The sequence below is a fragment of the Rhizobium esperanzae genome, assembly GCF_002204185.1.
GTDB lineage: Bacteria > Pseudomonadota > Alphaproteobacteria > Rhizobiales > Rhizobiaceae > Rhizobium > Rhizobium esperanzae.
In genome coordinates this window covers 440,583-461,008 of sequence record NZ_MXPU01000001.1, presented here as the reverse complement: position 1 = coordinate 461,008, position 20,426 = coordinate 440,583, and the positions used below count along the sequence as shown (strand labels likewise).

Genomic DNA, 20,426 nt, shown 5'->3' with positions numbered 1-20,426 from the left:
GCGCACCAACTGCCGCTCGGAGCGGATGCCGAACAGGTAGCCGATGAACAACGCCTTGAACATCAAGGTTGGATCGAGCGGTGGTCGGCCGTTGTCGGCGCAATACAATCCCGCAACGCGGTCGTGGATGAAGGAGAAGTCAATCACCGCCTCGATCTTGCGAAGCAGGTGATCCTTTGGCACCAGACTATCGAGCGTCACCATCTCGAGAGCTGTCTGTTCAGGGCTGGGTTTCTTCAACATGTCCCAGTGAATCACAAACCCCCAGCTCTCGCCAGGGGTTTGTCAGCAATCTGAGCCCGGCTCGCAAGCCGGGCTTTTCTTATGTGCCGAGACCCGCTCAGGCCCCCAGGAAATAAGCCCAGAGCGAGACCGTGATGGCGCCGAGCGCCGTTGTCACCGTGATCGTCGAGGCGGCGAGGCTGTGACCGACGCCGAACCGGTTGGCGATCAGCCAGGCGTTGACGCCTGTCGGCACTGACGAGGTCAGCACGATCGCTGCCGTCCATTCAGGGCTGAGGCCGAGGAGATGGCTCGCCGCCCAGACGCAACCGGGCAGCAGCAGCAGCTTTAAGCTCGAGGTGACGCTGGCAATGCCGAAGTTGCCGGAGACGCCGTATCTCTCCAGCGCCATCCCGAGCGAGATCAGCGCCGCCGGACCGGCAATGCCGGCGATCTGATTGACGACCGTCGCCATCGTCGCCGGCATGGTAAGGCCGGAAAGATGCATGGCCATGCCGGCCGCAAGCCCGATCACCAGCGGATTGCGTATGAGATTGATGATGATCTGGCGAAGCACGAACACCATGCTGCGGTCGCTTTTGCCCGCGATCTTGCGCTCCGCATGCTCCATCAGCACTGTGCCGGCGACCATCATGACAGGCAGATGCACGGCAAGCAGGATCGACAACGCTACCAGCCCTTCGTCGCCGATGGTCCGCTGAACGAGCGGCAGCCCGATGAAGACGTTGTTGGCGAAGGCTGAGGAAACGCCGGCGAGAACGCCGATCCGTTCGTCGCGGCCGAAAAGCCGCGTGGCGGCGATATGCCCGGCCGTCCAGGTGATGGCGACGCCGGAGAAATAGACGATCCAGAGCCGGAAAGGCGAGGCGCCGTGGAAATCCGCCTCGGCGATGGTGCGGAAGAGCAGAAGCGGCACGGCGATCTTGAAGACGAATTCGCTGAGCGCGTCGCCGACATTCGAGGTCATCAGGCCGCTGCGAACGATCACCCAGCCGATGAGGATCAGGATGAAGATGGGAAGGACGTCGAGAATGATGGCTGACATGAGGCAGGATGCTCTGCGGGGGAGGGGGGTATCCGACCTCTACAGCATCGGCCCGAAAATCGGAATCGATTTTCGGTAAGCCCGATGCGCAGATTTAAAGAGTGAGAGCGTCCTTTGTGCGCCCCCACGGACGCGCGGCGCTCGAGCAGCAAAAGGCAAACGCCGCCCGCTCCGGCCGCGGAGTTCTCCGCAGAGCAAAAAAAGCGGGCACTGCCCGCTTTACCGCTCCGGCCTTGCCGGATACCCGAATCGCGAAGCTGCCAGTTCATCCGTGGTCAGCATCGCGCCGGTAAGTCGAAGGGATCATCCCTCGGGCGGCCGGCTGCAACTGAAAGCTGCTCATGCCGGTGTCCCTGCGAGTATTTCTAGATTTCGAAGATGACAGCGGCATGACGAATAAGCGGCACTTTTGCGAAGAAATAGATGCGCCATTCACCATTTGTCCTTCCAAACCGCGGGAATTTCGCTAAGACCGAACCCCGGCTATCACAAATCCGGGACCCCCCATTTCATGACAAGATTCGATGTTCTGACGGTCGGCAACGCAATCGTGGATATCATCGCCCGTTGCAACGACCAGTTCCTCATTGACAACCAGATCACCAAGGCGGCGATGAACCTCATCGACGCCGAACGCGCCGAACTCTTGTATTCGCGCATGGGACCGGCACTGGAAGCCTCCGGCGGCAGCGCCGGCAACACGGCGGCGGGCGTTGCCAACCTCGGCGGCAAAGCCGCCTATTTCGGCAATGTCGCCGCAGATCAGCTCGGAGACATCTTCACCCACGATATCCGCGCCCAGGGCGTCCACTATCAGACGAAGCCGAAGGGCACCTTCCCGCCGACGGCGCGTTCGATGATCTTCGTCACCGAAGATGGCGAGCGTTCGATGAATACCTATCTCGGCGCCTGCGTCGAACTCGGTCCTGAGGATGTCGAGGCCGATGTCGTTGCCGATGCCAAGGTCACCTATTTCGAAGGTTATCTGTGGGATCCGCCGCGCGCTAAGGAGGCGATTCTCGATTGCGCCCGCATCGCCCATCAACACGGCCGGGAAATGTCGATGACGCTGTCCGACAGTTTCTGCGTCGACCGGTATCGCGGCGAGTTCCTCGATCTGATGCGCTCCGGCAAGGTCGATATCGTCTTTGCCAATCGCCAGGAGGCGCTGTCGCTTTATCAGACCGACGATTTCGAAGAGGCGCTGAACAGGATTGCCGCGGACTGCAAGATCGCCGCCGTGACGATGAGCGAGAACGGCGCCGTCATCCTGAAGGGCCGGGAGCGTTATTACGTCAATGCGATCAGGATCCGGGAAGTCGTGGATACAACGGGCGCCGGCGACCTGTTTGCCTCCGGCTTCCTCTATGGCTACACGCAGGGACGGTCGCTCGAGGATTGCGGCAAGCTCGGTTGTCTCGCCGCCGGCATAGTCATTCAGCAGATCGGCCCACGCCCGATGACCTCGCTTTCCGAGGCCGCCAAACAGGCGGGGCTTATTTGAAGGCTTCGCCGGGATAGGCGCCCCAGATTTCCGACTGCGCCACCCAGCCCGCGGCGCCGTCGGTTTCTGCGTGGCACCAGTCGCCGTTGCATTCGCCGATTGTCAGCATCACGCCGGGTTCGAGCTTGGCGACGATTGAGGCGGAGGGCTGCGCCTCGCGGCGCAGATTGACATAAACGCCCTTGCCCTTCGTCTTCATCCAGGGCGCGGCGATCGCCGCGCGCTGGCCTGATAGCAGCGACTGATTGACCCAGCCCTCAGTGCCGTCGGCATCGCGGATGCGGCGCCAATTGTCGTATTCCTGGATGATTTCCACCGGCAGTCCGGACTTCAGATACATCCACGATACGGCGAAATCCGTTCCCGGGCCGATGCGCAGGTTGACGCGCTTCGATTTCAACGTAACGAAGCGCGGCAATGGCAGGCCGCTCGGCCCCTTGGCCGCTTGCGCATGAGCAAATTCTAAGGTTCCCATGGATGCGGCCAGAGCGATCGCGAGGGCGAGGCAGGACTTCAGGACTTTGCTGCGCATGGAGGCTTCCGTTTGCTCGAATTCGCGCCAGGCTCGGCCTGCGCGCGGTCCGGGCTTTGACATTCCCCGGCTGCACCACGAGTTTTGTTTGTCTTCGCGTGCGGGTCTGGTAGAAATTGCCCGGAACGGGAAAATTATCACCCCTCTTGGTTAAAGACCTCTGAACAAGGCATCGCAGGCGGCCATGACAACGAAGAAAAAACCGAAGGTCTATATCACCCGCAAGCTGCCGGATGCCGTCGAAACCCGAATGCGGGAGCTCTTCGATGCCGAGCTGAACATCGATGACGCGCCGCGCTCCGTTCCCGAGCTTATCGCCGCTGTGCGGACCGCCGACGTGCTGGTGCCGACGGTCACCGATCGCATCGATGCGGCGCTGATCGATGAGGCGGGACCGCAGATGAAGCTGATTGCCAGCTTCTCCAACGGCACCGACCACATCGACGTCGAGGCGGCGGCGCGCAAGGGCATCACCGTCACCAACACGCCGAACGTCCTGACCGAGGACACTGCCGATATGACGATGGCGCTGATTCTCGCGGTCCCGAGGCGGCTCGGCGAAGGGGCGCGGATCCTGACCGACAAGCCGGGCGAGTGGGCCGGCTGGTCTCCCACTTGGATGCTCGGCCGGCGCATTCACGGCAAGCGGATCGGCATCGTCGGCATGGGGCGAATCGGCACGGCGGTGGCCCGCCGCGCCAAGGCTTTTGGTCTTTCGATTCACTACCACAACCGCAAGCGCGTCAATCCGGCCGTCGAGGACGAGTTGGAGGCAACCTATTGGGAAAGCCTCGACCAGATGCTGGCGCGCGTCGACATCGTCTCGATCAACTGCCCCTCGACGCCGGCGACCTTTCACCTGATTTCGGCGCGCCGCCTGGCGCTGCTGCAGCCGACGGCCTATCTCGTCAATACGGCGCGCGGTGACGTCGTCGATGAAACCGCGCTGATCAAGTGCCTGAGGGAGGGCAAGATCGCCGGCGCCGGCCTCGACGTCTTCGAGAACGAGCCTGCAGTCAATCCGAAGCTCGTCAAGCTCGCCAACGAGGGCAAGGTCGTGCTGCTGCCGCATATGAGCTCGGCGACAATTGAAGGCCGGATCGACATGGGCGACAAAGTCATCATCAATATCCGCACCTTCATCGACGGCCACAGGCCGCCGAATCGGGTGCTGCCTGGCCGCTGACACGCGTCAGCGTCCAAGGCTCTTCCGCATCTCGACGAAGGTCGTCCTGGCAAAGCCGGGATGCGCCTTCTCGGCGGTTTTGGAAAATCCCCAGGCAGCAAAGACGGCGTGATTGTCGGTAAGCTCGATGCGTGTCTCCAGCCGCAAGGCGGCAAGGCCGAATTCTGCGGCCGCCTCCTCGGCAACTGCCAGCAAACGCCTGCCGAGGCCTTTGCCTTGCGCTGCCGGCAGAACGGCGAGCTTGCCGACATAGAGACAATCGGCCTCCGGCCGCAGAAACAGGCAGCCGGTCAGTTTGCCATCGTCGATGACGACATGGCCGATCTCGGCCTCAGCCTTTGCTGCCAGCGCCTCCGCTGTCAGACTGAGCGCCGAGGACGGCGGATCGATCCTGCCGTTCATCGAAGCGAAGGCCGCAAGGATGAGGGCGAGCAGCTCGTCCCAGCGCGTGAAACTCGGATCGAGGCGGATAATCGTCATCCGGCCTGCCTTGCGCGGCGGCGCTTGTAGCGCACGGTTTCGAACCGGGCCGAGAGTGCGTCGTAAAGCAGCAGTCGCCCGATCAGCGGCTCGCCGGCGCCGGTGATGAGCTTGATCGCCTCCATCGCCATCATCGTGCCGATGACGCCGGTGAGCGCGCCGATAATGCCGGCTTCGGCGCAGCTGGGAATCAGACCCGCCGGAGGCGCCTCGGGAAACAGGTCGCGATAGCCTGGGTTGGGCGCTCCGTCCTCGGCCGTCTCATAAGGTTTTAGCACTGTCAGTGAACCGTCGAAACGGCCGACGGCGCCGGTGACGAGCGGGATACGTGCTTCCTCCGCCGCATCGGCCGCGGCATAACGTGTATCGAAATTGTCGGAGCCGTCGATCAGCAAATCGAAACCGGATAATTGACGCCGGGAAGTCTCGCGAGAAAAGCGTTCCTCGAAGCGGATGAGCCGCACATGCGGGTTGAGCCTGGCAATGGCCAAGGCGGCGCTTTCGGTTTTCAGCTCGCCGATCGTGCCGGAATCATGGATCACCTGGCGCTGCAGATTGGACAGCGACACCCGGTCGTCGTCGACGATGCCGAGCGTGCCGATACCGGCGGCGGCGAGATATTGCAGGATCGGCGCACCGAGCCCGCCGGCGCCGATCACCAGCACGCGGGCGGCTTTGAGTTTCTGCTGGCCTGCGCCGCCGATTTCGGGTAGCAGGATATGGCGTTGATACCGGGCGATTTCATCGGGGCTGAGAGGTTCCATGGCGGCGATGGTAGCATGGTCCTCGACATCGGGAAAAGCTGTCTCCCTCATCCGAACACCCTTCCGTCCGCAACCGTAAAGAACTGCGCCCTGTCGCCAAGGGCCGAGAACATTCCCCGATCCGTTCCGGTCATGAAGGCCTGACCGCCGAGTCCGTCGATGAGGTCGAACAGCGCGGCGCGCCTGTTCTCATCGAGATGCGCGGCGATCTCGTCGAGCAGCAGGATCGGCGCATGACCGGTAAGATTGCCGACGAGCCGCGCATGGGCAAGCACCAGGCCGACAAGCAGCGCTTTCTGTTCGCCGGTGGAACACCGCTCTGCCTCCATCGCCTTTTCGCGGTGGTGGACGATGAGATCAGTCCGGTGCGGTCCCTCCAGCGTGCGCCCCGCACCGGCATCGCGGTAGCGGCTTTCGGCGAGCATCGCCGCGTAGTCGTCCTCGAGGTCGACCGATGGGCGCGAGAATTGGCCGTCCATGAAACCCGAGAGCTGCAGTGAGGCAGACGGGAAAGGCGAGCTCTCCAGGGTTTCCTCGGTCAGCCGGGTCAATAGGCCGAGCATCTCCTGGCGGGCGAGCGCCATGGCGATGCCGAGACTTGCCATCTGTTCTTCGATTCCCGCAAGCCAGGAAGGGTCGAAACGGCCTTCGTCCAGCAGCTTGTTGCGGCTGCGCATGGCGCGCTCGAAATCGCTGGCGCGGCGGCCGTGGGCAGGATCGAGCGACAGCACCAGCCGGTCGAGAAAGCGCCGGCGGTCGGAGGAGGCGCCGGTAAAGAGCCCGTCCATTGCCGGTGTCAGCCAGAGAAGACGCAGGTGATCGGTCAATTCGTCGGCGGTTTTTGCCGGGGTACCGTTGATGCGAAGCCGGCGGGCTGTGGTCTCCTCGCCCGCTTCTATGCCGGTTCCTATTTCGACTTCGCCCTCCATGCCGTCGAGCGCTGCGAAGATCGAAAAGCCGCCGGCCGCGCCGACACGGGTAATGTCGCCATAGGCGGCTCGGCGCAGGCCGCGGCCAGGCGAAAGCAGCGAGACCGCCTCCATGAGATTGGTCTTGCCGGCGCCATTGTCTCCGGTCAGCACGGCATGCCGACCGTCGAGACTAAGGCTCGCGGCCGCATAATTGCGGAAGTCCGTCAGCTTCAGACGGGAAAGAGAAACCTTATGCGGCATTGCGTATCCGGGTTCGTGAAGCGTGACAGCTAAGCCGAAGCGGCGCGGATGGCAAGCTCGCCACTTCGGGCCGCGGATCGCGCGCTTCACCGGAAGCATAGCAAATACGATCGATTCTGGAACTTTCCGGTACTGTTTTCCCGAAATCCGCAAAAAATACAACCGCATCAGAGGCGTCCGACATTAGCGTGCTCACCGACGACGGTCATCGTCGGCGCTCTCGGATTGCCTGCATGGCAGGGCTTCTGCGACATTCCGCAGTGGCTGCTGACGTAACGTGATGCCCAGAAAAAGTCGGTTGAATTTTGCAACTAATGGGTTGCGTTATCTCGGGAAAACGATATGGTGAACAAAAGGTTCATGTATAAGAGAGTGGTGAAGTGCCAGATCCGGTCGATATCATTGTTGGTCGCAACATCAGACAGCTTCGCGCCATTCGTCGCGTTTCCCAGCTCGAGCTCGGTGAAGCACTCGGGCTGACTTTCCAGCAGATCCAGAAATATGAAAAGGGAACGAACCGCGTATCAGCCAGCAAGCTGCATCAGATTGCGGTTTTTCTCGGTGTCGAGATCTCCGCCCTCTTCGATGGGACGGATATATCGGAATTCGGCGGCCGTATCGAACTCAGTCCCGACGCCTACGCCCTTGCGCTGAGCTACGACAAGCTGAACTCGGCGGCAGGCAAGGAAGCGGTCAAAACGATCCTGACACTCATGAGCGGCGAAGCGGTCGATAACGCCGCTTGACTCCGTTGAAGCGGTCAGCTGACCTCGAGAAAAGCAAGACTATCTTCAGATAGGGATGACCTTCGAACCTGTCGGGGCTGCCTGTCCCCAGGGCAGATGCATTTCGCGACGCGCTGGTGAATCAGTGAATCTCGCACCCGTGCAACGCCGTCAGCAGCTCGTCCTGCGTCTGGTGGCCGGCGTGATAAAGGTCGATCGCGATACTGGCGATGGAAAGGCCCTGCTGGCTGCGAAGCTTGATATTGCGCTCGGCACACCATGTGTAGATGGCGCCGGCGAGAACGTCGACATCGTCGGACTGAGAGGAAAAGGCTGGCGCCATGATGGATACTCTTGCTTCGGTGGTCCCAGTTAGAGCGCCTGCGTCCAATGGGACGCGCTGGAAACGCTCTGTCGCTTTGAAACTGTGCATCACCTTGCTGATATCGATTCCGATCTCCTGGGTCATGCACTGACGGCAAAGATTGAAGTCATTTGAAAAACTTGCAAGCGGCATCATCGGGCTGCGTTAACGCAAGTTCCTTTTCCGATCGGGCGCCGTGTCGATCTGGAACAGATTGCGCGGCGGATCTGAACAGATCGCCTGGCATGAACTGCCTATGTCCCAAATCAGGATTTGCGCGAGCAAAAAAGCCGGAGACGTTTCCGTCCCCGGCTTTCGCGATTGCCTATCGACCGACAGATCAGCCTTCGAAGAATTCCTTCATCCGGGCAAAGAAACCCGTCGACTCCGGATTGTTCTCCTTGGAAGAAATCTGCTCGAATTCCTGCAGCAGCTCGCGCTGGCGCTTGGTGAGCTTTTGCGGTGTCTCGATCTGGATCTGGATATAGAGATCGCCTGTCTGCGCCGAACGCAGCACCGGCATGCCCTTGCCCTTGAGGCGGAACTGTTTGCCGGCCTGCGTGCCCTCAGGCACGCTCACCCGCGATTTGGTGCCGTCGAGCGTCGCCACGTCGAAGGTTCCGCCGAGAGCAGCCGTCGTCATCGAGATCGGCACGGCGCAATAGAGGTCGGCTCCGTCGCGCTGGTAGAATTCATGCGGCTTCACCGACAGGAAGATATAAAGATCGCCGGCCGGTCCGCCGCGAGTCCCGGCTTCGCCCTCGCCCTGCAGGCGGATGCGCGTACCGTCCTCGATGCCGGCGGGAATATTGACGGAGAGCGACCGCTCTTCCGTCACCCGGCCCTGGCCGTGGCATTTCGGACACGGATCGGGAATGATCTGGCCGCGGCCGTGGCAGGTCGGGCAGGTCCGCTCGATCGAGAAGAAGCCCTGCGCCGCGCGCACGCGACCCGTGCCTTGGCAGGTGCCGCAATTCTTCGGCTGCGTGCCGGGCTTGGCGCCCGAACCCGAACAGACGTCGCAGGTGATGGAAGTGGGAACGCGGATCTGCGCCGTCTTGCCTGAGAAAGCCTCTTCCAGCGTAATTTCCATATTATAGCGAAGATCGGCGCCGCGCTCGCGGCCTCCCGCAGAGCGCTGGCGCGCCCGTCCGCCGCCCATCATCTCGCCGAAAATATCCTCGAAGATGTCGGAGAAGCCGCCGCCGGCAAATCCGCCGCCACCGCCGCCCATGCCGCCGTGCTCAAAAGCTGCGTGGCCATAGCGATCATAGGCTGCCCGCTTCTGCGGGTCCTTGAGCATTTCATAGGCTTCGTTGATTTCCTTGAACTTCCGTTCGGCTTCCTTGTCGTCCGGGTTCTTGTCCGGATGATATTTCATCGCCAGCTTTCGGAAGGCGCTCTTCAGCTCTTTCTCGTCCGCCGATTTGGCTACACCCAGAGTTTCGTAAAAGTCCGCTTTTGCCATTAAGGATTAAACCCCGGAAATGGATTTCCGGCTGCCATGGTGAGCAGCCGGATCAGGTGTTGAAGCATAACCACGCCGCCGCGGATTACGCGGACTTCTTGCGGTCATCGTCCTTGATTTCCTCGTAGTCGGCGTCGACGACATTGTCGCCGCCTTCCGTGGAGGCATCGGCAGCAGCGCCGCCTTCGGCCTGCTGTGCTTCATAGATCGCCTGGCCGAGCTTCATGGAAACTTCCATGAGCGTCTGGGTCTTGGCCTTGATGTCTTCGGCGTCGGCTTCGGTTGCCTCGGTCGAGGACTTCAGCGCGGCGATCGCATCCGAGATGGCGGTGCGGTCGGCTTCGGAGACCTTGTCGCCGTAATCCTTCAGCGACTTTTCCGTGGAGTGGATCAGGCTTTCGGCCTGGTTCTTGGCTTCTACGGTCTCGCGGCGCTTCTTGTCTTCGGCAGCATGGGATTCGGCATCCTTGACCATCTTTTCGATGTCGGCGTCGGAAAGGCCGCCGGAAGCCTGGATGCGAATCTGCTGTTCTTTGCCGGTGCCCTTGTCCTTGGCAGAGACCTGCACGATGCCGTTGGCGTCGATGTCGAAGGTGACTTCGATCTGCGGCACGCCGCGCGGCGACGGCGGCAGGCCGACGAGGTCGAACTGGCCGAGCAGCTTGTTGTCGGCAGCCATTTCGCGCTCGCCCTGCGAGACGCGGATGGTGACGGCCTGCTGGTTGTCTTCCGCCGTCGAGAAGGTCTGGCTCTTCTTGGTCGGGATCGTCGTGTTGCGTTCGATCAGACGGGTGAAGACACCGCCGAGCGTTTCGATGCCGAGCGACAGCGGAGTGACGTCGAGCAGCAGGACGTCCTTGACGTCGCCCTGCAGAACGCCGGCCTGGATGGCGGCGCCGAGCGCAACCACTTCATCCGGGTTGACGCCCTTGTGCGGCTCCTTGCCGAACAGCTGCTTGACGACTTCCTGCACCTTCGGCATGCGGCTCATGCCGCCGACCAGAACCACTTCGTCGATTTCGGCAGCGGTGACGCCGGCGTCCTTGAGGGCTGCCTTGCAGGGCGCGATCGTACGCTGGACCAGATCGTCGACCAGGCTCTCGAGCTTGGCACGGGTCAGCTTCAGCGTCAGGTGCTTCGGGCCGGAGGCGTCAGCCGTAATGAACGGCAGGTTGATTTCGGTCTGCTGCGAGGACGACAGCTCGATCTTGGCCTTTTCCGCGGCTTCCTTGAGGCGCTGCAGGGCAAGCTTGTCGTTCTTCAGGTCGATGCCGTTGTCCTTCTTGAATTCGGCAACGAGGTATTCGACGAGGCGCATGTCGAAGTCTTCACCGCCGAGGAAGGTGTCGCCGTTGGTGGACTTCACTTCGAAGACGCCGTCGCCGATCTCGAGGATCGAAATATCGAAGGTGCCGCCGCCAAGGTCGTAGACGGCGATCGTCTTGCCGTCCTTCTTGTCGAGGCCGTAGGCGAGAGCGGCAGCGGTCGGCTCGTTGATGATGCGGAGCACTTCAAGACCGGCGATCCTGCCGGCATCCTTGGTTGCCTGGCGCTGCGCGTCGTTGAAGTAGGCGGGAACGGTGATAACCGCCTTCTCGACCTTTTCGCCGAGATAGGATTCGGCGGTTTCCTTCATCTTCTGAAGGATCATCGCGGAAATCTGTGCGGGCGAGTAGCCCTTGCCATTGGCTTCGACCCAGGCGTCGCCATTGTCGCCTTTGACGATGCTGAAGGGAACGAGATGCTTGTCCTTCTCGACGGTCGGATCTTCGTAACGGCGGCCGATCAGGCGCTTGACCGCAAAGAGCGTGTTCGTCGGGTTGGTGACCGCCTGGCGCTTGGCCGGCTGGCCGACGAGGCGCTCGCCATCATCGGAAAAGGCCACCATGGAAGGGGTCGTGCGCGCACCTTCCGCATTCTCGATGACCTTTGCGTCCTTGCCGTCCATGACTGCGACGCAGGAATTCGTCGTTCCAAGGTCGATACCAATTACTTTTGCCATGTCATTCTCTCCTTGAAGCAAGCTGTCGGAACCCCCAGAAGGCATTTCCCTGACAGCCCCTTACGGGATTGGGTCTACTTGATTACGCAATCGTGATTGCGGTGATGCGGCGTATATAAGGAGCGGTTTTCTCGACTGCAAGGCGGGAAATAGCCCGGAATCCAGCAAAACGAATGTGTTGCCTTCAATTTTCGCAGCAGCCCGGAAAGAGGTCGCCCGATCCCCGGAAAGCGTGCGATTTCTAGGATATATGGCTTGCGCCGGGCATGCAGCACGGAATCTCATTGACCCATGATCAGGTCGAGTAGGGTCGTGCGCCGGGGCTGCACCGAAGAGGTCGTCTGCGGCCCACCGACATCGCCGGGCGGGACGACGCCGTCGTAGCCTGAACCGCCGCCTTCAGCAACGCCTGCAGCAGGGACCGGGCCGTTTCCGGGGCTTGCCCGCTGCTGCCGGACAGGCGCCTGCGGATAGCGCTCGGCATTCTCGCCGCCGCCGAAGACGCCTGATATGATGCCGCCGATCGTCGTCGGTGGCGGCACTTCGGCCGTGACCGGCTGCCCGCCGTCGGGCGCTGCCTGCGCCATCGGCTGACCGCTGTTCGGATTGTCGATCAGCTGGCCGTTGCCGAAGAGCGGCGCCGGCGAAAGGCCCTTGTGGGCGGCGATCATGAATTCCTTCCAGGCCTTGGCTGGAAGACCGCCGCCGGTCACCTTCTTCATCGGCTTGCCGTCGTCATTGCCGAACCAGACGCCTGTGGTGAGGTTGCTGGTGAAGCCGACGAACAGGGCGTCGCGCGAATTCTGCGTCGTGCCGGTCTTGCCCGCCGCCTGCCAGCCGGGAATCTTGGCACTCTTGCCGGTGCCGTTTTCGATGACGCCCATCATCATCGTATTCATCTGCGCGGCGATCTGCTCGGAAAGCACGCGCGGCGGACTGTCATAGGTATTTTCGTAGAGAACCTTGCCCTCGGCGGTCGTCACCCGGCGGATGACGTGCGGCGTCGCCTTGTAGCCGCCATTCATGAAGGCGGCATAGGAGGCGGTCAGTTCCATCAGCGACACTTCGGACGTCCCGAGCGCAATCGAGGCGTTCGGCTGCAGTTCGCTTTCGATCCCGAGCCGGTGGGCGAGTTTGATCACCTGATCCGGCCCGTCATACATCACCAGCTGCGCGGCCACCGTGTTCAGCGACTTGGCGAGTGCGGTGGCGAGCGTCACTTCGCCATTGTATTTCTTCTCGTAATTCTCCGGCGTCCAGTCGCCGATGCGGATCGGCGCGTCGTTGAACACCGAAAAAGGCGTCAGCCCTTTTTCCAGCGCCGCGGTATAGACGAAGGGTTTGAACGAAGATCCCGGCTGGCGCTTGGCCTTGACGGCGCGGTTGAACTGGCTCGTCGCATAATCTCTGCCGCCGACGAGTGCCCGGATCGCCCCGGTGCCGTCGATCGAGACCAGCGCCGCCTGCGAGGCGTCGAGCTTGCCGCCCTCCTTGTCGAGCACGTCGACCAGCGACTGCTCGGCCTTCTTCTCCAGCGATTTGTCGATCGTCGTATCGACGACGATATCTTCCTTGACGTCGCCGATCAGGCCCGGCAATTCGTCCATGACCATATCGGCGACATAATGCCCGGCGCCTGACCAGTAGCTCTTGGCCGAAGCCGGGGTCTGCGACATCGCTGTTTTGACCTCGGAATCGGTGATGAAACCTTGCTCGCGCATCGCCGCGAGCACGAGCTGGGCGCGCGCATTCGCCGCTTCCGCGTCGCGGGCCGGCGAAAGTCGCGACGGCGCCTTGAGCAGGCCGGCCAGCACCGCTGCCTCGCCGAGGTTCACATCTCGCGCCGATTTGTTGAAATAGCGGCGTGAAGCCGCCTCGACGCCATAGGCGTTCGATCCGAAGAACACCCGGTTGAGATACATCGCAAGGATCTGGTCCTTGGTGTATTTCTGCTCCAGCCAGAGCGCCAGCAGCACCTCCTGCACCTTGCGTTCCAGCGTTCTCTCGGGAGAGAGGAAGAGATTCTTGGCAAGCTGTTGCGTCAGCGTCGAACCGCCCTGCACCATGTGGCCGGCCGTGAAATTGGTGACGATCGCCCGCCCGAGGCCGAGCGGATCGACGCCGAAATGCGAATAAAAACGTCGGTCTTCGATGGCGATGACGGCTTCGGGAATATAGGGCGACATGTTTTCGAGCGACAGCGCCTCGCCGCCGGTGGCGCCGCGATTGGCAATGACGCTGCCGTCGACGGCGGTGATCTTGACGTTCGGCGGCCGCTCGGGGATCGCCCATGTGCTGGCGCTCGGCATGCGCGAGCCGTAATAGAGGACGAGCCCGGCAATGCCAATGCCGGCCCAGATGAAAAGCACGACGCACCAGTAGACCACGCCGCGCAGGAAGCCGAAAAGGCCGCCGCCTTCACGCTCCCGCGGCTCACGCCGCCGCTGGCGGGCGGCACGCTGCGGCGGGGGCTTGGAGCCGCCGCGCCGGGCGGATCTGCTTCCGATGACGCGGTCATCGGCATCGAGCGAAAATTCATCATCATCGCGGGCCGGGCGACCGCTGAAGGACGGTTCTATTCTGTCGCTTGATCTGCCTCTGCCTGCCATCGCCGACCGGTCGCATCCCCTGTTCGATCGCGAAGCCCACTTCGCATAACGCGCCCTATTACAGCGCCGGGCGTCTCTTTAGACGCGCGAAGGACGCTATAGCACTTTGACGTGATGCATAATTTTGTCCTTAAACTGATTTCGATTTAAGGAACTATGCAGCGGGCGACGTGATCATCCGACTGAACTGTAATTGCGGCGATTTAACGGGGTGTTAAAGGACAACGAGTGAGGTGGGTCGCGCTGTCGAGCCGCGAAGGTCATAACCACGGTCCTGGGAGGCGTTGCAGCAATCAAATGGAATGCTGATTTAAAGAATTATGCAGCGAGCGGAACCAATAGGCTCGACGGCTGTTTATTGAGCAGCGGGACAGCCCCTCACGTCCCGCGAATGATCGGCCGTCTCCCCTCAACGCGTGCCGATCGACATCAGGCCCGGTGCATCCCCCCAAGGAGCGCCGGGCTTTTTCGTGGCTCCGCTTTCCAATGATTTTCGGTGCAGAAAGGGCGGCATTGCTGCCGCCCACGATATTTCAGTCGCCGCAGGAGGGATCGCCCGGGCGGCAGACGAAAGGCGAAGCCCTTGGATCCGGATGATTGTAGGTGTCGGCCTTCCCGCCTCTGAACTGCGGCAGATCGCGGAAATCCGAACTCCTGTTGTCGTCATCCCTGCGGACCTCTCTGCGGCGTTCCTCCCTTCGGGCGTCGTCGCGCCGGTCGCGGTCACGATCCCGGTACTCGCGGACCTGATAATCCCGATCCCGATACTCCCGCCGGTAATCCCGATCCCGGTAGTCGCGGTCGCGGTAATAGTAGTCCGGGCCGCGGCTCCAGCGGTCACGCTCGCGATAGAAATCGCGGCCGCGGTAGTAGCGGTCCCAATAATTGCCGACGCTGAAGGTAACCATCGGAATGCCGAGCGGACGGTAATATCGCGGACCGACATAGACGCGGCGTTGCTCGTAGACTGCCTGCACGTACTGGCCGGAGACCCAGCCGCGGCCACCGTAGAACTCGACGTCGCACCAGTTGACGTTGGAAAGGCATCCACGGATTTCGACGGACGAACCGGCCGGTATGACGGCGACGGCCGGGTACCGGGTGCTCGGACCTGCGCGCATGTTGACGTTTGCCGTCGAGTAACCCTCGGCGGCCTGCGCTATTGCCGGAGCCAGCACAAGCAGCGCGGCCGCGGCTATTTTGACGATGAGGTTTCTCACGCTTCTCACTCCTCGTTGGCGTGTTTTTCAGGCAGCGCTCGGCTGCGTTTCCTTGGCATATGCCATCTGGAACAAAAGATAGAGCGATCGCCGGCATTTGTTAGGGCGTCATCATTCGCTTTGTCTTTCAACGCCTTATAGATCGAGCGCGATGAACGCAGCTTGAACGGGGGGAGATTTGTGCGCCACATTCGGGTGCGCGCTCATGGTCCATCGAGAGTACCTCATGAGAGCACCGTTAACCGCCTGTTAACCTTCGGGCGGCAATCTGACGGCATCCCCGCTTGCTCCTTGACCACGGATGAACTGGCACCGAGCCGAGCGGATGACGAAAGGCCGGGCGACCGGCCTTTTGTTTTGATTTTGACGGGTTGGCCACAAGGCCTGTTATCGCGTTTAGCCGGCGAGCGCCTGAAGGATCCGCACCCAGGAGCGGATGCCCTTGTGGTAGGAGACAAGCTCGTACTTCTCGTTCGGCGAATGGATACGGTCATCGGCGAGGCCGAAGCCGACGAGCAGCGATTCCATGCCGAGCATCTTCTGGAAATCTCCGACAATCGGGATCGAGCCACCCATGCCGATGACGATGGCAGGTTTCGGCCACTCGTCGGAAAGCGCCGTCTTCGCCTTGGTCAGAACAGGCGAATCATAGGAGAGATGAATCGCGGGCGAGCCGCCATGCGGATGGAATTCCACCGAGCAGTCGGCCGGAATTTTCGACCTGACATAGCTGCGGAAAGCCTCGCGGATAGCGGCCGGGTCCTGGGTACCGACGAGCCGGAACGAAACCTTGGCCGAGGCCTTGGCAGCGATGACCGTCTTGAAGCCTTCGCCCGTATATCCGCCCCAGATGCCGTTGATTTCGGCCGTCGGCCGCGCCCAGGTCAGTTCCAGCACCGACCGGCCCTTTTCGCCGGAGGGAATGGAAAGGCCGACGTCACCGAGGAAGCTCTCGGCCGTTTTGCCAAGCGTCTCCCATGACGCCTTGATATTGTCGGGCGTTTCCTCGACGCCGTCGTAAAAGCCCTCGAGCGTGATGCGACCGGCCTCGTCATGCAGGCCGGCAAGCGCCTCGACGAGAATATGGATCGGATTGGCCGCAGCGCCGCCGAAGAGGCCGGAATGCAGGTCGCGGTCGGCCGCCGTCACGACCACCTCCTCGCCGACGAGGCCGCGGAGTGCCGCGGCGATTGCCGGCGTATCGCGGTCCCACATGCCGGTATCGCAGACAAGCGCATAATCGGCCTTGAGTTCGGCGGCGTTGGCTTCGAGGAAAGGCTTCAGGGACGGTGAACCCGATTCCTCCTCGCCCTCGAACAGAATGGTGATGCGGCAGGGAAGTGCGCCGTTGATCTCCTTATAGGCGCGGCAGGCTTCGACGAAGGTCATCAACTGGCCCTTGTCGTCGGAGGTGCCGCGCCCGGTCAGGATCTTGCGGCCATCGCCGACATCCTTGATCGATGGCTCGAAGGGATCGTTTTCCCAGAGCTCGATCGGGTCGACCGGCTGCACGTCGTAATGGCCGTAGAAAAGCACATGGGGCGCGTCGGCGGAAGCGCCGGCGTGGTGGGCGACCACCATCGGGTGGCCCGGTGTGTCACGCACCGAGGCGGTAAAGCCGAGGCCTTCGAGATAGGCGACCAGCCATTCGGCCGCCTTCCGGCATTCGGCCTTGTAGACGGGATCAGTGGAAATCGACTGGATGCGCAGAAGCTCGAACAGCTTTTCGAGGCTTGAGGAAAGGTTCTGATCCGCGCGCGCAAGCACCTGTTGTAGATCCGTCATTTTCGACTCCTTTTTGAAATTTGGCCGGACGATAGACCAAACGAGCAAGGCAGGCGAGGCGGAAAAGCAAAATGGGCGGCGCGAAAGTGGCCATATCCAGATCGGGTGCAAGAAGATTGCCGATAATATAGAAGAAGCTTCTAATTCAATTTACAGTTATTTAGTACAACCTAAATAACCTGACAGAATTCAGCTGTTCGGGGGGACGGATGTTTTCGGTCATTACATGTATTCGGGACGATCACGATTGGCGGCTGGTGCTCGCGGCCGCGGCGGTTTGTCTGGTCGGCGCGATGGCGGCGATGTTGCCGCTTTCGCGCGCTCAAGGATGCGATGCCGGGCGCCGCAAGCTCTGGATCGGCGCCTCGGCTTTCGCCTTCGGCACAGGCGTATGGGCAACGCACTTCATCGCGATGTTGGCCTATGACGGCGGCATGCCGATCAGCTACCAACTGGGGCTGACGGCGCTTTCCTTCCTCCTGTCGGTTGTCGGTTCGTGGGCGGCGATCATCGTCGCTTCGGAGAGCCGCGGCAGGTTTTCGCGCATCCGCGGCGGCGTCCTGATGGCGCTCGGCATCGCCTCGATGCACCTGACCGGTATGCAGGCGATCGAGACACAGGCGCTCATCGTCTACGATCCCTACATGACGCTGAGTGCGGTTCTGGCGGGGGCGCTGCTGTCGAGCGCTGCCTTCTACGCTTTCTTCCAATGGAGCGGCCTGAGGCGGCTCCTCACCTCGTCCGTTATCTTCGTTCTTGCAATCTGCGCTCTCCACTTCATTTCGATGGGAAGCATCACGCTTGTGCCGGATCCCGGCAAAGAGGTCCCGGCGACGGTGCTCCATACCAGCCTGCTGGCAGCGATCGTCGTGGTAGCCGCGACAGCTCTCATTCTGACCGCTATCGCGGTGGTCTTTATCGATAGCCATCTGACGGATCTGAGAGGGCTCGCCAATGCCTCGCAGGAAGGGCTGCTGATCCTGCGCGAAGGCAGGGTCATCGATGCCAATGAACGGTTCCAAACTCTTTCCGGCTGGAAGCTTGCCGATCTTGTCGGCAAGGCGCCGTCCGCTGCTTTGACAGCCATCCAGGGGCAGAACAGGCCCGGCGAGACCTTACTCAGTACCAGCAGCGGCAAGGAGATCGCCGTCGAAGTGAACACGAGCAGGATCGTCTATCGCGGGCACAATTGTGACGTGCTGGCGGTGCGCGATCTGACGGAGCGCAGGCAGGCCGAGGAGATGATCGAACATCTCGCCCACCACGATGTTCTGACCGATCTTCCGAACCGGTCGTTATTCGATACGCGCATCCGCCAGGCGCTGCAGATGGCCGAACGAAAGAACAGCAAGGTGGCCCTCTTCTATATCGATCTCGATCGATTCAAGAGCGTCAACGATATTTTCGGCCATGCCGAGGGCGACCGAATTCTTCGCAAGGTTGCCTCGATTCTCCGGCGCGTCGCCGATGAAAGCGATACGATCGCCCGTTTCGGTGGCGATGAATTTGCCATCATTCAGCCCGCCGGGCAGCAACCGGCGGCCGCGCAGAAGCTCGCAGCCGCGATCCTCGACGAATTCGCCGCCGAGATGGATACGGCACGCGACCCCACGGCCGTCGGCGTCAGCCTCGGCATTGCCCTTTATCCGGCCGACGGACGAGATGTGGACGAGATCTGCAACAATGCCGATATCGCACTTTATCGGGTCAAGCACGGCGGCCGCGGCAAGGCCTGTTTCTTCGATGCGGAAATGGACGAGGCCACGCGAGCCCGCCGCCAGATCGAAAGCGAACTGCGCCACGCCATCACCCGCAATCAGATCCATGTCAGCTATCAGCCGATTTACGGTGCACTTAGTGGCGAGGTCAGCGGTTACGAGGCCTTGATGCGCTGGAACCGGCCGGGGCACGACATCAGCGAGCCGGATGTCTTCATTCCAATCGCCGAGGAAAGCGGATCGATCGTCCAACTCGGCGAATGGGTGCTGCGCGAGGCCTGTACAGAGGCTGCGCGCTGGCCGCATCCGCTGACGATCGCCGTGAATGTCTCGCCGGTGCAGTTCATGCTGCCGAACCTTTGCGAGCGGATCGAGGCAATCCTCGAGGAAACGGGGCTCGCGCCCGACCGGCTGGAAATCGAAATCACCGAGGCCGCTCTCATCCGTGACCGCGATCGGGTGATGGCCACGCTGCAGCGCCTGCGCAGTCTGGGTGTTCACATCGTCATGGACGACTTCGGCACCGGCTTTTCCTCGCTTTCCAACCTGCGAACCTTCCCGTTCGACAAGATCAAGGTCGACCGCAGCTTCACAGGCATGCTGGAACATGACGCAGCGTCACGTTCGATCGTGCGCGCAATCATCGGTCTCGGCCACAGCCTCGGCATGCCTGTCGTGACGGAGGGCGTCGAAACCGAGACGCAGCGCCAGATCGTCGTCGAAGAAGGCTGCGCCCAGGTACAGGGCTTTTTGCTCGGCAAGCCGGATATCGAGCCGAGCATCAAGCTCGCCGCCCACAAAAACCTCCTGTCCTCGACGGCCGAGGCTGACGTGCTGCCGACGCCGTGGCGGCGACCTACGCGTCTTGCCTGTGAATAAACTCGGTCAGAGCGCCTTGGCGTTTTCCAGCAGCCGGCGGATATATTCGAGCGTCAGCTCGCGCTCGAATCCGCGAAAGCCTTTGAACAGCGCCAGATCCGCCTCACGCGCGGTCTCGATCGCCTCAGCCTCCATGGCGCGGGCCTTCGGCGTCAGGAAAATCAGCTGCGCCCGCTTGTCGGACGGATGCGGCCGGCGTTCGATCAGCCCGTCACGGACCATGCGCGAAAGCGTATTGGCCATGGTCGCCTGCTCGATAGCGACTCGGTCGAGAAGCTGTTTCTGGGTCAGGCCATCCTCGGCCCAGAGTTCCAGCAGGATGGGAAACTGGCCTGGAGAGAAACCAAGCCCTACCGCGCGCTGGTGCAGCGAGCGGGCAAAACCCTTCGCCAGCTGGCTGGCCAGGTAAGCTCCCGAATCCATGCGGTTAAATCCCATGATTGCAAGTTAGGCTCAAAACCGTGCCGGAGACAATGCAGCAAATCGCAGAGGATGCTGCAAAAAATGCAAGCCGCGATCGGCGCGGACCTGGAAAATAAAAGTCGCCATGACCTGGAGGTTGGCCATGGCGACTTTAAAATGGGGACAAAGGCCCGGAGAGGGGGATAAGGCCTTTGTCCAAGCCTGATGCGGCGGGGGACAAGCCGGTAATCAGACCCGCGACGCCATCAAGCGCCGGTGACATCGATTTGTAGCTACGAATGTGGTTTTTCAAGGGTCACGGTACGTT

17 protein-coding genes are annotated in these 20,426 nt (G+C 61.6%); 4 read left to right on the top strand and 13 right to left on the bottom strand.

Annotation, left to right across the window (positions count from 1 at the left end; all coding sequences use genetic code 11):
* The coding region (locus B5E41_RS02300) for a transposase (protein WP_176439322.1) at positions 1–243 on the bottom strand (243 nt) is incomplete at its 3' end.
* Between the two features lie 97 nt (positions 244–340).
* On the bottom strand, positions 341–1,288 hold the full coding sequence (locus B5E41_RS02295; protein ID WP_088390719.1) for an AEC family transporter: 948 nt from the start codon (positions 1,286–1,288) through the stop codon (positions 341–343).
* A 511-nt stretch (positions 1,289–1,799) separates the two neighbouring features.
* Here B5E41_RS02295 and B5E41_RS02290 point away from each other — a divergent pair.
* The gene (locus B5E41_RS02290; protein ID WP_064800238.1) at positions 1,800–2,792 is read left to right on the top strand and encodes an adenosine kinase; all 993 of its coding nucleotides are present in this window, start codon (positions 1,800–1,802) and stop codon (positions 2,790–2,792) included.
* On the opposite strand, the gene B5E41_RS02285 is transcribed toward B5E41_RS02290, so the two are convergent.
* The gene (locus B5E41_RS02285) at positions 2,785–3,324 is read right to left on the bottom strand and encodes an SH3 domain-containing protein (protein WP_011423530.1); all 540 of its coding nucleotides are present in this window, start codon (positions 3,322–3,324) and stop codon (positions 2,785–2,787) included. The two genes, B5E41_RS02290 and B5E41_RS02285, sit on opposite strands and share 8 nt — an antisense overlap.
* A gap of 184 nt (positions 3,325–3,508) precedes the next feature.
* On the opposite strand from B5E41_RS02285, the gene B5E41_RS02280 reads away from it, so the two are divergent.
* Positions 3,509–4,510, top strand: a complete 1,002-nt coding sequence (locus tag B5E41_RS02280) for a 2-hydroxyacid dehydrogenase (protein ID WP_088390717.1) — start codon at positions 3,509–3,511, stop codon at positions 4,508–4,510.
* A gap of 6 nt (positions 4,511–4,516) precedes the next feature.
* Here B5E41_RS02280 and B5E41_RS02275 read toward each other — a convergent pair whose 3' ends face one another.
* The 3 genes from B5E41_RS02275 to recF are packed head-to-tail and all read right to left on the bottom strand — an operon-like array spanning position 4,517 to position 6,926.
* Positions 4,517–4,990, bottom strand: a complete 474-nt coding sequence (locus B5E41_RS02275; protein ID WP_088390715.1) for a GNAT family N-acetyltransferase — start codon at positions 4,988–4,990, stop codon at positions 4,517–4,519.
* Positions 4,987–5,805, bottom strand: a complete 819-nt coding sequence (locus B5E41_RS02270; protein ID WP_088390713.1) for a molybdopterin-synthase adenylyltransferase MoeB — start codon at positions 5,803–5,805, stop codon at positions 4,987–4,989. The genes B5E41_RS02275 and B5E41_RS02270 overlap by 4 nt, the downstream gene beginning before the upstream one ends.
* Positions 5,802–6,926, bottom strand: a complete 1,125-nt coding sequence (gene recF, locus B5E41_RS02265) for a DNA replication/repair protein RecF (RefSeq protein ID WP_064811609.1) — start codon at positions 6,924–6,926, stop codon at positions 5,802–5,804. The genes B5E41_RS02270 and recF overlap by 4 nt, the downstream gene beginning before the upstream one ends.
* A gap of 380 nt (positions 6,927–7,306) precedes the next feature.
* Between recF and B5E41_RS02260 the strand changes: the two genes are divergently transcribed.
* Positions 7,307–7,672: a helix-turn-helix domain-containing protein gene (locus tag B5E41_RS02260; RefSeq protein WP_088390711.1), complete on the top strand. Its 366-nt coding sequence runs from the start codon at positions 7,307–7,309 to the stop codon at positions 7,670–7,672.
* Positions 7,673–7,793: 121 nt separating this feature from the next.
* Here B5E41_RS02260 and B5E41_RS02255 read toward each other — a convergent pair whose 3' ends face one another.
* From B5E41_RS02255 to B5E41_RS02230, 6 genes are all read right to left on the bottom strand, one after another.
* On the bottom strand, positions 7,794–7,994 hold the full coding sequence (locus tag B5E41_RS02255; RefSeq protein ID WP_064805820.1) for a hypothetical protein: 201 nt from the start codon (positions 7,992–7,994) through the stop codon (positions 7,794–7,796).
* A 361-nt stretch (positions 7,995–8,355) separates the two neighbouring features.
* A complete protein-coding gene (gene dnaJ, locus B5E41_RS02250) occupies positions 8,356–9,483 on the bottom strand; it encodes a molecular chaperone DnaJ (protein WP_088390709.1) in 1,128 nt (375 codons plus the stop codon).
* Positions 9,484–9,568: 85 nt separating this feature from the next.
* Positions 9,569–11,485 carry a molecular chaperone DnaK gene (gene dnaK, locus B5E41_RS02245; RefSeq protein WP_088390707.1) on the bottom strand — a complete coding sequence of 639 codons (1,917 nt, stop codon included), beginning with the start codon at positions 11,483–11,485 and terminating at the stop codon, positions 9,569–9,571.
* Between the two features lie 281 nt (positions 11,486–11,766).
* On the bottom strand, positions 11,767–14,094 hold the full coding sequence (locus B5E41_RS02240; RefSeq protein WP_088390705.1) for a transglycosylase domain-containing protein: 2,328 nt from the start codon (positions 14,092–14,094) through the stop codon (positions 11,767–11,769).
* Between the two features lie 533 nt (positions 14,095–14,627).
* Positions 14,628–15,314: an SH3 domain-containing protein gene (locus tag B5E41_RS02235; RefSeq protein ID WP_088390703.1), complete on the bottom strand. Its 687-nt coding sequence runs from the start codon at positions 15,312–15,314 to the stop codon at positions 14,628–14,630.
* 396 nt (positions 15,315–15,710) lie between these two features.
* Complete coding sequence (locus B5E41_RS02230; RefSeq protein WP_088390701.1) at positions 15,711–17,099, bottom strand: dipeptidase; 1,389 nt, start codon at positions 17,097–17,099, stop codon at positions 15,711–15,713.
* 209 nt (positions 17,100–17,308) lie between these two features.
* On the opposite strand from B5E41_RS02230, the gene B5E41_RS02225 reads away from it, so the two are divergent.
* Positions 17,309–19,696 carry a bifunctional diguanylate cyclase/phosphodiesterase gene (locus B5E41_RS02225; protein ID WP_088390699.1) on the top strand — a complete coding sequence of 796 codons (2,388 nt, stop codon included), beginning with the start codon at positions 17,309–17,311 and terminating at the stop codon, positions 19,694–19,696.
* A 6-nt stretch (positions 19,697–19,702) separates the two neighbouring features.
* Here the strand turns inward: B5E41_RS02225 and B5E41_RS02220 are convergent, their stop codons facing one another.
* Complete coding sequence (locus tag B5E41_RS02220; RefSeq protein ID WP_011423544.1) at positions 19,703–20,119, bottom strand: MarR family winged helix-turn-helix transcriptional regulator; 417 nt, start codon at positions 20,117–20,119, stop codon at positions 19,703–19,705.
* Between the last annotated feature and the right edge of the window lie 307 nt (positions 20,120–20,426).